Source organism: Flavobacterium sp., assembly GCF_031409475.1.
In the GTDB taxonomy this organism is placed as follows: Bacteria; Bacteroidota; Bacteroidia; order Flavobacteriales; family Flavobacteriaceae; genus Flavobacterium.
In genome coordinates this window covers 1-13,610 of sequence record NZ_JANNXH010000034.1, presented here as the reverse complement: position 1 = coordinate 13,610, position 13,610 = coordinate 1, and the positions used below count along the sequence as shown (strand labels likewise).

Genomic DNA, 13,610 nt, shown 5'->3' with positions numbered 1-13,610 from the left:
CCCAACTTTTCAAGATGGCGTTTTATCTTTTGGTGTAGACATTTTAAGCCAACAAACTTTTGACAAAATTCTTAAAGATGTAACTTCAAAACACAAACTTATTGGCCAAAATTTTTACGTTGGTGGATTTTCAATTGGTGGTAGTTGTGCTATAAAATATGCCGAAAATTCGACTATTAAACCAACTGCAGTTTTTGCGATTGACCCACCACTCGACTTTGAAAGATTTTATAATTCAGCAAAAAGAGATATTAGACTTTCAAAGGGCAACGAAGCCAATCAAGAGTTCGTGTATATGATAGACCGACTTGAAAAAGAAACAGGAGGAAGTCCAACAACAAACCTTTTTGAATATTACAATCTTTCGCCCTACTCATTTTCAGACACAACACAAACAGCTATTAAGAAACTGATCAATATGCCTTTGAGAATATACTCAGAACCTGACATAAATTGGTGGTTAAAAGAACGTGGTGCGGACTTAACAAGTATGAATACTACTGAATGTTCAGCAATGATTAACGAACTAAATAGACTTGGAAATCCAAAAGCAGAATTAATAACAACACAAAATAAAGGTTACAGAAAACGGGACAATAACCGTCATCCTCATTCTTGGAGCATCGTGAATAATGACGAATTAATAGAATGGCTTCTAAAACAGAAATAACGCCAGCAAGCCAACAACATTTTGTAGCAATTGGATTTTACCCCAAACTCGCCTTAAACATCCGCAACTCTTCCCAAGTGAATTTCTCGCCGTGTTTTTCCTTGAGTGGCGAGACCGATTCTCCGTTGTATTCCTTGAAAACTTCGGCTAAATCAAGAATTTTATCTTGGGGTAAAACATCATTTATAGTGATGGTTTGCTCCTGAATTAATTTGGTCAAATGTCCTAAAATAGTTTCGGGAGTGAATTTTCTAATGGCAGCGATTTCCTTAATGGTGTTCTTTTCGAGCCACAATTCGTAGGTTTCCTGAACGGTTGATTTCTTGGTTTCTTTGGTGGTTTTTTTGTTTTTTACATACCGTTCCAAGTCGATTTCGTCTTCGATTAAAGTTACGTTTACCTCTTTAAATTTAGAACGAATAATTTCTGTTTTCCTTATTTTATAATATTTAATAGCGTCGGAAGTTAATTTTTCTTTCGAAATAGTTTCTCCTGCAACAACGGTTGCTATCAATAATTTGGCTTTCATTAATCGCAAAACCGCTTTTACTTGCAGTTCTTCGAGGGCAACTAGTTCGTCGTGAAACGTTTTCGCTTTTTTGATGCGCACGACTTCTTCGAGTTTCCAAAGAATTTCGAAAACCAAGTTGTCCATTGGTGCCATAAAATAATTAAACGCAGCGTCAATACGCTGGGAAACATGATTTAAATCTACGGTTTCTTGACTGAAAATTTTGTTCAATTGCAACATAAATTTTTTGGATGGTTCCAAAAGTTGTTCCATAGCTTCGGCTTGATTTTTTGCCCAAACGGCATACTTTGACTTGGATGAAGTTTCGGAATCTTCGTTATAACTGAACCTGTGATTGCGCCATTCTTGTGCTAGTTCAAACCAATCAAATGTGGTTGTCAAATAATTATGAATGAAATTTTTGGTTTCCAGATGCAAGGCGTTTTCTAAAAAAGAATCGGTGGCTTTATTGAGCGAATAATCCATTACATCCTGATCATTCGAAATACCATTCATTTGCAACGGAGAAAGTAAAATTAAACCATTTAACGAGCGCAAACGCGACAAGGCAACATAGGCTTGTCCTGGAAGAAAAACCTGCGAAACATCTAACGCAGCTTTGTCAAAAGTTAGTCCTTGACTTTTATGAACCGTTATTGCCCAAGCCAATTTTATAGGATAATGAACAAACGTTCCCAAGACTTCTTCCTCGATTTCCTTAGTCATTTCATCTACTTTGTAGCGAATGTTTTGCCATTCGTATTTTTCGACTTCGATAGTCGTGTTTTCTTCGGGAAAATGAACCAGAATTTCTTTACTCGAAAGGGATTTGATAATTCCCATTTTGCCATTGAAATATTTTTTATCAAACGACAAATCGTTTTTCACAAACATCACTTGTGCACCTACTTTGAGTTGTAAATTTTCCTCTACTGGATAAATTTTATCTGGGAAATCGCCTGTGATTTCGGGTTTGTATTTGACTAGTTTTTCTTCTAAATCTGCCAAAGCTTGAGCATTCATTGAATCGGCTTTGGCGTTGTGCGTTGTTAATGTAATATAGCCTTTATTAGCTTTTAAATCAAAATCTGGTTTTACATATTGATTAAGATTCTGAATGTCTTCGGGAGAAATCTGGTTGTTCCGTAAATTATTCAAAATCGAAATAAAAGCATCGTCTGTTTGACGAAAAATCTTGGATAACTCGATATACAACGGTGGATTTTGCTGCACTACATGCGAATGAAAAAAGAATTTCCCTTTGTAATACGTTCGCAAGGTGCGCCATTCTTCGTCCCGAATTACAGGTGGTAATTGCAATAAATCACCAATAAACAACACTTGAACTCCGCCAAAAGGAGTGCTTTTTTTACGAACGGTTTGCATCATAAAATCCATAGCGTCGAGCAAATCAGCGCGAAGCATACTGACTTCGTCAATGATGAGCAATTCCATGTTTTTGATAACTGCTTTCTTCAAACCACTCATTTTAAAGTGTCTGCGCAAAGTGGATCGGGTTTCGAATTTGGTATTTTCCGAGAATTGTGGTGCTGAATTATCTGGAATAAATCCACCAAACGGCAACTGAAACATGGAGTGAATGGTAACTCCGCCAGCATTCAAAGCTGCAATTCCTGTGGGTGCAACAACTACACAATTCTTGTGTGTGGTTTGGATAATCTCCCGCAGCAATGTGGTTTTTCCTGTTCCTGCTTTTCCAGTAAGGAAAATAGAACGATGCGTTTGATTGATGAATTGTATGGTGTAAAGTGCTTCTGGGGAAATGGTTTGCATTTGGCGTATGTTAAAATAACAAATATAAAATATTGTTTGTCAATACTGTAAATAAGAGGCGACAAAACTTATTGGTTTTTTGTATTAATCTTATTTGGCAATCAATCTATTCAACAACATAAAAACCGATTTAAGGTATATCGTAAAACAATTCAAATACTATTTTACCTGATTTTCAACGAAATGTAATTTTTCAATAGAAATCAATCATACTATAAATATTTGTTAAACTAAATTTCACAACGAATTAATGTTGTAGTTTTGTTTAACGAATTTTACAAACAATTAAACAAAATTAAATTATGAAATCAATTAAATTATTAGGTGTTGTCTTTTTTACAACTTTAACCTCCATTGCTGCACTTGCTCAGAATTCGAAAACAGTAGTTGAAAATGCGATCGCCTCTCCAGATCACACGACATTGGTAGCTGCGGTAACTGCTGCAGAATTAGTAAAAACTCTTTCAGGAAAAGGTCCATTTACCGTTTTTGCTCCAACAAATGCAGCTTTTGCTAAACTGCCAAATGGAACTGTAGAATCCTTACTAAAACCAGAAAACAAATCAACTTTACAAGCTGTTTTAACCTATCACGTTGTAGCAGGTAATTTAGACAGTAAAGCGGTCGTTGCAGCTATTAAAGCTGGTAATGGTTCTGCAACATTGACCACAGTGCAAGGTGGAAAATTGATTGGGTCTATTGAAGGGAAAAATGTTATCCTAACAGATGAAAAAGGGAACAAATCCACAATTACAGCTGTAGACATCGTTTGTTCAAACGGAATAATTCACGTTATTGATTCCGTTGTGTTGCCAAAGTAAAATGATGAATTGTTAATTCAATTATTTACAAAAAAAAACGTTTTCAAATATTGAAAACGTTTTTTTGTTTTGGTTGAGTCTATTACTTTTTAACTTCTTCTTTAACAGCTGGTGCTTTGTATTTATCATTCAAGGCTTTGATGATGTCTTTTGTGATATCATATTTATCTTCGGCATATAAAACGGTTGCGGCGTCGCCTGTTCCGTAGATGTAGGAATATCCTTTTTCTTTACCATAGGTTTTGATAAATTTTTTCACGTTACTAACCAAAGAATCCATTTCTGTTCCGTTTTCTTGTTGCAATTCTTGTGAAAGCGCTTGCTGAGCCTGAGCTAATTGCTGTTCTCTTCGTTGTAATTCAGCTCCTTTTTGTTGTGCCCAAGCTTGACCGTTTGCTTGAGCTTGTGCTTGGAAATTCCCTGCTTCTTGTTTGAAACGATTAATTTCTGCTTCGAGTTGTCTTCCTTTTTCTTCGGCTTTGGCTTTAAATTTAGCGTCTAGATCTTTTGCTTCGGTGTATTCTTTCATTAATACTGTTGTATCTACGTAAGCTGTTTTTACTTCCTTAACTTCGGCTGTTTTGTTACAAGATACAAGTGCAATCGAAAGTGCGATAATTACTAATGCGTTTTTACTCATCATTTTAATATTGCTTTTTTGGTGTTCGTGAATCGTTGATTTCATTTTGATGAATTTCTAGTTTTTAAGTTTGTTGACAAAAATATAAAAAAATAGATTGCACCGACATAAAGTTTAAAAAATGCAAACTATTTATTGTATCAATTTTGTTTATTGGTTTTTTAAACGATATAAGTTATTGCTATCAAAATTGACCTTATTAGCTTTCGAATAAAGCTCTTTCTCAAAAAAGAGAGCTTGCGTGTTGGTTTGCGGAATGATGTTTTCTTATTTGGGCTTAAAATGGATTTTAGCTGTTTTTTAGGATGTAAATGTGTGAGGAATACTCCAAGTGCTGCTTTGCTTTGAAGTTAGATTGTAATCCGATGAAAAAAGCCTTGATGAAATTCATTTTGCTGGATTTATATTTTTCAGAAAGTAAGCTCACATAAAACGAATCAAATTTCATGGGAAGCACTTTTTCGAGATTCATGTTTTCTTTTTCGAAAAGTACTTTTATCGCTGTTTTAGAAAAGTGCCAAAAATGAATGGGCACATCATAAGCTGCCCAAAATTTTCCATAATGCTTCGCGTCGAAAGATTTGAAATTAGGAACGGCGATTATCAAAGTTCCGTTTGTTTTTAATAATCGTTTTAGTTCTTTTATTTGATTGTCCAAATCTGGAACGTGTTCTAAAACGTGCCACATCGAAATCACATCAAAAGAATGGTTCTCTAATTCACTGGTTTTTTCTACAAACGAAATTCCTTTTTTTATGGCAATGGCTTTTGCTTTCTCGCTAGGTTCCACTCCAACTATTTTCCAGCCGTCTTGTTTTGCAACCGACAAAAAATCTCCTGTTCCAGCTCCAATATCAAGAAGGATTCCTTTACTAGGTTGAAGTGAATTTATTAAGTTGAGTTTGTTTTTTAAAGCAATATTCTTTACAAAATGATACGCTTTTTCGAACAAAGAACGTTTACTATCGGTATGCGAAATGTAATCTACACTTTCGTAATACTTGCCCAGATTATCTAAACTCGGTTGCGGATGTGTGATTAACATATCCAAAATTTCATCGTGATACAAATCGAAAGTTTCCCCAGAAACCGAATAATCTTTTACCGTAAGAAAATGTTTTTTGTTTGAAATATTCATTTAGAGTGGTCAGTTTTTAGTGTTCAGTTTAACACTGTTACTAAAAGATTAATTTATAAATTTAATAAAGTAGTTTCACGTGGAACAATATTGTTATTAGTGGTCAGTGTTCGGTTTTTAGTGTTCAGTTAGCGGATTACTACTTAACTGTACACTAAAAACTGAACACTGACCACTTTTCTATCTTCCCATATAAATCAATAATACCGACACATCACTTGGCGAAACGCCGCTGATTCTTGATGCTTGAGAAATCGTTATTGGACGTATTTTAGAAAGTTTTTGCTTGGCTTCAATTGACATTGATTTTATCTTGTTGTAATCGAAATTTTCTGGAATTTTTACATCTTCTAATCGCGTCAATTTGTCTGCATTGTTTCGTTCCTTTTCGATATAACCGGAATACTTGACTTGTATTTCGGCTTGTTCTAAAATTTCTTGATCCAAATCATTTTCGGCAATATAAGTCGCCACTTTTTCGAATTTAATAATGTCTTGTAAATCTATTTGTGGACGAGAAAACACTTTGAACATCTTATCACCTTGTGTAATTAAAGCAGTATCTTTTGATTCTAAAATAGGATTTGCTTCGGCTACTGAAACACTTGTTTCTTTGAAAAATGCAACCATTTTTTCGGATTCGTTTAATTTGTGTTCCATTCGACGCAACCTTTTTTCGGAAGCCAAACCAATTTCATAAGACATTGGTGTTAACCTAAAATCGGCATTGTCTTGACGCAACAAGGTTCTGTATTCAGCACGAGAAGTAAACATTCGATACGGTTCTTCGGTTCCTTTTGTGATTAAATCATCAATTAAAACGCCAATATAAGCTTCGTCTCTTTTTAAGATTAACGGTGCTTTTTCATGAACTTTTAAATGAGCATTAATTCCTGCCATTAATCCTTGAGAAGCAGCTTCTTCATATCCTGTGGTTCCATTTATTTGTCCAGCAAAATACAAACCTTCAATTAATTTAGTTTCTAACGTGTGTTTTAATTGCGTTGGCGGAAAATAATCATACTCAATTGCGTAGCCAGGACGAAAAAATTTCACGTTTTCGAAACCTACAACTGAGCGCAATGCTTTGAACTGAATATCCTCTGGTAATGATGTAGAAAATCCGTTTACATAAACCTCACACGTGTTCCATCCTTCTGGTTCTATGAATAATTGGTGTCTTTCCTTGTCAGCAAAACGATTTATTTTATCTTCGATAGACGGACAATATCTTGGTCCAAGGCTTTTGATTCGACCGTTAAACATAGGCGAACGATCAAAACCTTCTCTCAAAATATCATGAACATCAAGCGATGTGTACGTCATGTGACACGATTTCTGAACCGATAAGGGTTTTGTCAAATCCGAATACGAGAATTTATCTGGTATAGAATCGCCTTTCTCCTCATTCATTTTAGAATAATCCAGTGAACGACCATCAACTCTTGGTGGCGTTCCTGTTTTCATTCTTCCGGCTTGGAAACCTGCATTTACCAAATCTTCGGTAATTCCGTAAGCAGCACTTTCTCCGGCTCTTCCACCTCCAAATTGTTTTTCGCCTATATGAATCAATCCATTCAGGAAAGTTCCATTAGTTAAAACCACCGATTTGGAACGAATTTCAACTCCAAGCGAAGTTCGTATCCCTTTTATTTTACCGTTTTCTATAATCAATCCTTTGACCATTTCTTGATAAAAATCAAGATTTGGCGTTCTTTCGAGCATCATTCTCCATTCTTCGGCAAAACGCATACGATCACTTTGTACTCTAGGTGACCACATTGCTGGACCTTTTGACTTGTTCAGCATCTTAAATTGAATCGCTGTTCTATCCGAAACAATTCCGGAATAACCGCCAAGTGCATCAATTTCACGAACGATTTGTCCTTTTGCAATTCCTCCCATTGCGGGATTACAGGACATTTGCGCAATGTTCTGCAAACTCATTGTTACCAGCAAAGTCTTTGAGCCAAGATTAGCCGCAGCTGCTGCTGCTTCTGATCCGGCATGACCTGCGCCAACCACAATTACATCATATTCTTCTTGAAACATTTGATTTCAGATTGTTGATTAACGATTGTTGATTTGAGATTTACTTTCTAAAATCATATTATTTATTTAAAGTAATTGTTTCACGTGAAACAATTGTGTCTAGAATTTAATAAATTGAACCCTATTGTTCCACGTGAAACATTGCGATTTTTTCATCTTCTTTAAAGCGCATAATTTGTTCGTGTTTTTTGCCTTTGTCTTTGTATCCACAATAGTGAAGAATTCCGTGAACTAAAACTCTTTTTAATTCTGCGTCGAAAGAAGTATTAAAATCATTGGCGTTGTCCAAAACTCTTTCAACTGAAATAAAAACATCACCGTTTAACTCATTCCCAACCGAGTAATCAAAACTAATAATATCAGTTAATGTGTCGTGATTCAAGTATTCTAAATTGATCTTATGTAGATACTCGTCGTCGCAAAAAATGTAATTAATCTCGCCTTCTTTCTTATTTTCTGAAACAATTACTGCGGACAACCAAGCAGCAATAGCTTCTTCATTGTCTAAAGTAAAGTCTGATTCATAATTAAAATCGATCATTTTTTGTTGAAATATTCTTGAACTTTTTGATTAAAATTCGAGCGCAAAGGTAATGATTGTCTGTTTAATATCTCAATGCTATTCAAATATTCTACCAATGAGCTTGGCAACGCATTAGAAGTATTGTTGAACTGTTTTTTATTAGTTTCTGCTTGGCGTTTGTTTTCCTGTCCTTGCTGTTGAACGGCTGTGTTTAGCTTCAACAATTCTTGCTTTACATTGAGTATCTTTTGAAGAGTTTCGTTTTTAAAACCTTTATTCAATAATTGTTTTTCGATTTGTTTCATTTGCTCCAAAGCATTCTGTCCATTTCCTCCCAAACCTTGCTTATTTAATTCGTTTTGCAGCGCATCGCGGAGTTGTTGTTGTTCTTTGTAAATTTCCATAATTGCTTTAGCTTCGCCTTCTCCATCCTCGCCATCCTCGCCTTCTTGACCAGCTTTTTTGCCGCCTTTTGATTCTTTTCCTTTATCTCCTTCTTGACCTTCTCCAGGCTTTTTCCCTTTATTCATTCCTTCTTTCATCTTCTCTCCAAGTCCTTCTTGTTTTTTGATAATATCCGGCAACTGCATGCCTTTTCCGTCGCCTGGTTTTGGTTTTCCTGATCCTTCACCAGCCAAAGACATTTGCATATTATTGAGTAAATCACTTAAAAAATCGGCTAATTTATTGGCTGAGGAAACGGCATATTGCTGATGTGACAAGCCTTTTGGGATTTGTGAATCGGTTAGGGTTTCTATTGCTTTATCAATATTGTACTGTACATTACCAATTTCTTTAGTGACATTTTCCGCTATTTTGGGGTTTCGCAAAGACATTGCAAACAAACTGTCGTCTACATGTTTGAACTGCAATTTGAGATTTTGTTGAATTTTGATGTTTTTATTAAAAGCTGGTGAACCTGTTTTTAGGTTTTTGAATTGCAACATTACATTCTCTTCCGACAAAGAGAACGCTAATAAATTATCCAAGATTTGGCGCAGCATTTTTACATCTTCTTCCATTTGTTCCATCTCGGCACTTTCCATACTTTCCATCATTTTCATGGACATTTCCTTCATTTTTTTGGAAGCGTTTTTTTGTTTTGGCTTGGCTTTAGGTTTTTGATCATTCTGCAATTCCTCCGAAGCTTTCTTTAAATCATCGTCGATACTTTTTTCTTTATCTGAATCTTTTGGTATGTCCATTGGGGATTTCAACTCTTTATTTTCCTTGTCTAAATCTTTTAATTCTTCCTGTATTTTATCAAAAGCTTGATTGATTTCCTCTTGATTTTTGGTGTCATTTTCCTTCTCATTTTCACTTAATTTGTCTTGCTTGTCTGAAAGTTTCTCTAATTTATCTGCAATTTGTGCAGCCTTTTTTTCGACATAATACCGTTTGGTAAGCTCTACTAATTGCTCGAGATTTTTGGTTTGGTTTTTACTGTTTTGCTTGAATTTTTCTAGTTTTTCTTGTAAATCTTCGTTCTTAATTTTATCGGTTAACTCTTTTAATTCATCTAATAGCTTTTGATTTTTTTCTAAATCTTTATTGGCGTTTTCTAATCGTTTTTCTAATAATTCTTTAGTTTCATCCTTTTGTTCGGTTTTGAATTTGTCAAGGTTGTCTTTCATTTTCTCTGAAAATTCTTTCATCATTTCGTCTTGTTGTTTTTGACGTTTTATGAAATCATTAATTTTTTGCTGGTCTTTGAATTCAAGATTGTCTTTCTCTTTTCCTGTTTTTTGCAATTTTTCGATTTCAGAAATTTGCTTATCTTGGTTTTTTAACGATTTTTCTAAACTGTTGATGTTCTCGTTTTGTTCTTTCAAAACATCATCTTCTTTCTCCTCATCGGTAGCAACACGATTAGAAAAAACATTTGATCTTGTACTTTTGTAGTTATGAATTGCATCGTTGTCAAAAATCTCGAAATAATATTCATACGAAACACCTTGCGCGACAGGAAGATTGCTAGGAAAAGCAAATACAAATTGATCAAACGCCGCAGATTTAACGCCTATTGGTCCTCGTTTGGCGGTTTGTGGTTTGTCTTTTTGATAATAAACCACTTGTAGTTTGGACAATCCATAATCATCCGAAATTTGTCCTAAAACATAGCTCTTATCAACCTTTAAACTATCTGGCGCGTTGTCTACATTGATGGTCGGAAACTGATCTTTGATGACCGATAACTGATAATTTAGTTTTTCGTAGTTTTTTACTTTCTCATTGGATGTAATAATTTGATAATCTGTGTTTTGAACTATATTTTTAGATAAAGTAAAGGTATTATCTGATTTAGAAAACGGAAAAATAGTAGCCGCATTCTTCCAATCTACTTTTTGGGTAGCTTGTGTACTCATTTTCCAGGTTACACGAGTTCCTTCCGGAAGTATTGCGTTTCCTGTTCCCTTTATAATTTCTGGTTTCTTGTTTAAATACTGCGGAAAATTCAGTTGCATTTCAAAATTTGCAATCGATGGAACGGCGACCACTTTCAATTCATAATCTTCCGAAACTATAGCATTGGCTTCGACGTGAAACGAAACATTTGAAACGGGTTTTTCAAATCTATACTCAAATTGACCTGCGCCAGTTGTTTCCATAAAATAACTTTCGTCGCCAATAAAAATCATTGTGTTTTCTGGAACAACTTTTCCTTCGGTTTTAATGCGAATGATAAAATCTTTGTTTTGTTCGGTTTGCAAATTATCATTTAGAACTATGTATTTAAAAGGCGCGGGTGGTAAAAATGTGGCGTTAAAATGTACTACCCGATTCAAACTTTGAGAAATTATTTTGCTGTTTCCCGACAAGTAAAACACCGCAAAAAACAAAATAGGAATTATTGCTAAGGGCAAATACTTTCGATTCGTATTGAAATTTATAGCATTACTAAAAGGAATAGGTTGCAACGAATTCGCTTTTTGTTCTATGGAAGCCAACAACAATTCGGATTTATTCTGATGAATATCAGAATCTGATAATTGCAAGAAATTCGTGAGTTTGTCGCTTACTTCTGCGAAATGATGCCCGATTAGGGTTGAAGCTTGATTGTAATCAATTCCTTTTTGGAGTTTGAGTAATTTAAACATCGGAAATAATATAAACCGAAACAACAAAAATGCTTCTACACCAATAAATGTCCAAAACAAAAGCGTTCGTCCCATTGGCTTAAGCCAAAGAAAATATTCTATAAAAAGCGTGAACAGGAAATACAACAATCCTAAACCAATGAAGAAAATGAATCCTCGAATGAGTTCGTTAGTGTAAAACTTCTTGATGAAAAGTTCCAGCTTTTGATAAATAAAATTTGAATGTTCCAAAATTTGCAACTTGATTTAATAAATGATAAAAGTACTAATTTATCTTAATTAGAAAACGTTAAAAATTTCGAACATATATATAATTGGAGAATGGCAAACGTTTTAGTAATTTTAGAAAAAAATCATTGATTATGAAATATTTATGGGCTTATAGTATTCCTGTTGTTGGTATTTTAGGTATTTATTTTGGAGGGTTTTGGTCATTTTCGGCATTGCTGTTTGCTTTTGTTGTAATCCCTTTTCTGGAATTACTCTTGCCGATAGACGAAAAAAATTATGACGATGAAACCATTTCGGAAAGACTAACAAACAAATTGTTTGATATTTTGCTCTACTTGAATGTTCCTATAGTTTATGGAGCACTGTTATATTGTTTGTATAAAATTACTCAGGCTGAATTGTCCCAATCTGAAATTATTGGAATGACATTAAGCCTAGGAATTATTCTTGGCGCGAACGGAATCAATGTTGCACATGAATTGGGTCATAGAACAACTCTTTTTGAAAAAATACTTGGAAAAATACTTTTGATTCCAAGCCATTATACTCATTTTTTTATTGAACACAATCACGGACATCATTTGCATGTTTCCACTCCCGAAGATCCATCTACGGCAAAATACAATCAAAATCTTTATGCTTTTTGGTTTCAAACCGTTACGGGAACGTATAAAAAAGCATGGCAAATTCAAAAAAAATTAAACACAATTGATAATCATTCCTTATTTTCATTAAAAAATGATATGTTTTGGTTCACAATAATTCAAATTTGTTATTTAGGAATTATCTATTTAATTTTTGGATTTAAAGGGTTTTTATTGGCATTATTTGCAGGAATTGTTGGTTTCCTTTTGTTAGAAACTATCAATTATATCGAGCATTATGGGCTGAAAAGAAACCAGCTCGCTTCAGGAAGATTTGAACGTGTAACCGAGAAACATTCGTGGAATTCAAATCATGTTCTGGGAAGAATTATTCTTTATGAGCTCACGCGACACAGCGATCACCATTATAAATCCCAAAAAAAATATCAAATTCTAGAATATCATGATGTTTCGCCACAAATGCCTTATGGCTACCCAACATCGATGGTTTTGTCGTTTTTTCCGCCGCTTTGGTTTGCGGTTATGAATAAAAGGATTCCGCTGGAAATGAAGTAACATATTTAGGTTTTGGGTTTTTATGCAAAATCTATCTCTCAAGCAAGATGATTCAATTATCTTTGCAAAAAAAAAATTAAAACAATGTCTAAACCAGTTCGGGTGCGTTTTGCGCCAAGTCCAACAGGACCTTTACATATTGGCGGAGTTAGAACCGCATTATTCAATTATTTATTTGCCAAAAAACACGGGGGCACTTTCTATTTACGAATCGAAGATACGGATCAAAATCGTTTTGTTCCTGGCGCTGAAGAATACATAATGGAATCATTAGAATGGTTGGGAATTGCTCCGGATGAAACCATCGGGAAAAACGAAAAATTTGGTCCATATCGCCAATCCGAAAGAAAACATTTATACAAACAATATGCTGATTTGCTGATTTCGTCTGGCAATGCGTATTATGCTTTTGATACTGCCGAAGCATTAGACGCACACAGAAAACAACACGAAGCCGAAGGAAAAACCTTTATATACAACCATCACAATAGGGAGAAATTAGACACTTCGTTAGTGATTTCTGCATCAGCAACCGCTAAAAGAATTGCTGATGGCGAAGATTATGTTATTCGGTTTAAAACTCCTGTTGATGAAACGTTGCATTTGCAAGACATCATTCGTGGTGAAGTGAAGTTTGAAACCAATCTTTTAGACGATAAAGTTTTGTTCAAAAGTGACGGAATGCCAACCTATCATTTGGCGAATATTGTCGATGATCATCTCATGGAAACTACGCACGTAATTCGTGGCGAAGAATGGTTGCCATCGATGCCGTTGCACGTTTTGTTGTACCGCGCTTTTGGCTGGGAAGCACCGGAATTTGCCCATTTACCTTTGATTTTGAAACCTATTGGAAACGGAAAATTATCCAAACGTGATGGCGATAAAATGGGTTTTCCTGTGTTTCCTTTAGAATGGAAAACTGACGAAGGAATATCATCAGGTTACAGAGAAAAAGGATTTTTTCCAGAA

Annotated in this window: 10 protein-coding genes; 4 read left to right on the top strand and 6 right to left on the bottom strand. The window is 34.8% G+C overall.

The annotated features are described in order from the left end of the window. On the top strand, nt 1-670 hold a 670-nt coding region (locus tag RMO53_RS06600; protein WP_310379158.1), incomplete at its 5' end, for an alpha/beta hydrolase. A gap of 37 nt (nt 671-707) precedes the next feature. On the opposite strand, the gene RMO53_RS06595 is transcribed toward RMO53_RS06600, so the two are convergent. Further along, nucleotides 708-2,975 carry a helix-turn-helix domain-containing protein gene (locus RMO53_RS06595; RefSeq protein ID WP_310379157.1) on the bottom strand — a complete coding sequence of 756 codons (2,268 nt, stop codon included), beginning with the start codon at nt 2,973-2,975 and terminating at the stop codon, nt 708-710. Between the two features lie 302 nt (nt 2,976-3,277). Here RMO53_RS06595 and RMO53_RS06590 point away from each other — a divergent pair, with 302 nt between their 5' ends. Next, entirely contained in the window at nt 3,278-3,796 is a 519-nt protein-coding gene (locus RMO53_RS06590; RefSeq protein WP_310379156.1) for a fasciclin domain-containing protein, read from the top strand. A gap of 82 nt (nt 3,797-3,878) precedes the next feature. On the opposite strand, the gene RMO53_RS06585 is transcribed toward RMO53_RS06590, so the two are convergent. The 5 genes from RMO53_RS06585 to RMO53_RS06565 form a co-directional block, all read right to left on the bottom strand. Beyond that, the gene (locus RMO53_RS06585) at nt 3,879-4,481 is read right to left on the bottom strand and encodes an OmpH family outer membrane protein (RefSeq protein WP_310379155.1); all 603 of its coding nucleotides are present in this window, start codon (nt 4,479-4,481) and stop codon (nt 3,879-3,881) included. A 244-nt stretch (nt 4,482-4,725) separates the two neighbouring features. Next, on the bottom strand, nt 4,726-5,574 hold the full coding sequence (locus RMO53_RS06580) for a class I SAM-dependent methyltransferase (RefSeq protein WP_310379154.1): 849 nt from the start codon (nt 5,572-5,574) through the stop codon (nt 4,726-4,728). Between the two features lie 180 nt (nt 5,575-5,754). Beyond that, nucleotides 5,755-7,626, bottom strand: a complete 1,872-nt coding sequence (gene mnmG / locus RMO53_RS06575; protein WP_310379153.1) for a tRNA uridine-5-carboxymethylaminomethyl(34) synthesis enzyme MnmG — start codon at nt 7,624-7,626, stop codon at nt 5,755-5,757. A gap of 121 nt (nt 7,627-7,747) precedes the next feature. Further along, nucleotides 7,748-8,167: an rRNA maturation RNase YbeY gene (gene ybeY / locus RMO53_RS06570; RefSeq protein WP_310379152.1), complete on the bottom strand. Its 420-nt coding sequence runs from the start codon at nt 8,165-8,167 to the stop codon at nt 7,748-7,750. Next, nucleotides 8,164-11,478 (bottom strand): DUF4175 family protein, encoded by a 3,315-nt coding sequence (locus tag RMO53_RS06565; protein WP_310379151.1) that lies wholly within the window; start codon nt 11,476-11,478, stop codon nt 8,164-8,166. Before RMO53_RS06565 ends, ybeY begins: the two co-directional genes overlap by 4 nt. A gap of 131 nt (nt 11,479-11,609) precedes the next feature. On the opposite strand from RMO53_RS06565, the gene RMO53_RS06560 reads away from it, so the two are divergent. Both RMO53_RS06560 and gltX read left to right on the top strand, forming a co-directional pair. Next, nucleotides 11,610-12,638: an alkane 1-monooxygenase gene (locus tag RMO53_RS06560; RefSeq protein WP_310379149.1), complete on the top strand. Its 1,029-nt coding sequence runs from the start codon at nt 11,610-11,612 to the stop codon at nt 12,636-12,638. Nucleotides 12,639-12,722: 84 nt separating this feature from the next. Continuing rightward, on the top strand, nt 12,723-13,610 hold an 888-nt coding region (gene gltX / locus RMO53_RS06555; protein ID WP_310379146.1), incomplete at its 3' end, for a glutamate--tRNA ligase.

What these genes read in the sequence shown, in the direction of transcription:
- RMO53_RS06595 (WP_310379157.1), bottom strand. Translation starts at nt 2,975, where the DNA reads ATGCAAACCATTTCCCCAGAAGCACTTTACACCATACAATTCATCAAT.
- RMO53_RS06590 (WP_310379156.1), top strand. Translation starts at nt 3,278, where the DNA reads ATGAAATCAATTAAATTATTAGGTGTTGTCTTTTTTACAACTTTAACC.
- RMO53_RS06585 (WP_310379155.1), bottom strand. Translation starts at nt 4,481, where the DNA reads ATGAAATCAACGATTCACGAACACCAAAAAAGCAATATTAAAATGATG.
- RMO53_RS06580 (WP_310379154.1), bottom strand. Translation starts at nt 5,574, where the DNA reads ATGAATATTTCAAACAAAAAACATTTTCTTACGGTAAAAGATTATTCG.
- mnmG (WP_310379153.1), bottom strand. Translation starts at nt 7,626, where the DNA reads ATGTTTCAAGAAGAATATGATGTAATTGTGGTTGGCGCAGGTCATGCC.
- ybeY (WP_310379152.1), bottom strand. Translation starts at nt 8,167, where the DNA reads ATGATCGATTTTAATTATGAATCAGACTTTACTTTAGACAATGAAGAA.
- RMO53_RS06560 (WP_310379149.1), top strand. Translation starts at nt 11,610, where the DNA reads ATGAAATATTTATGGGCTTATAGTATTCCTGTTGTTGGTATTTTAGGT.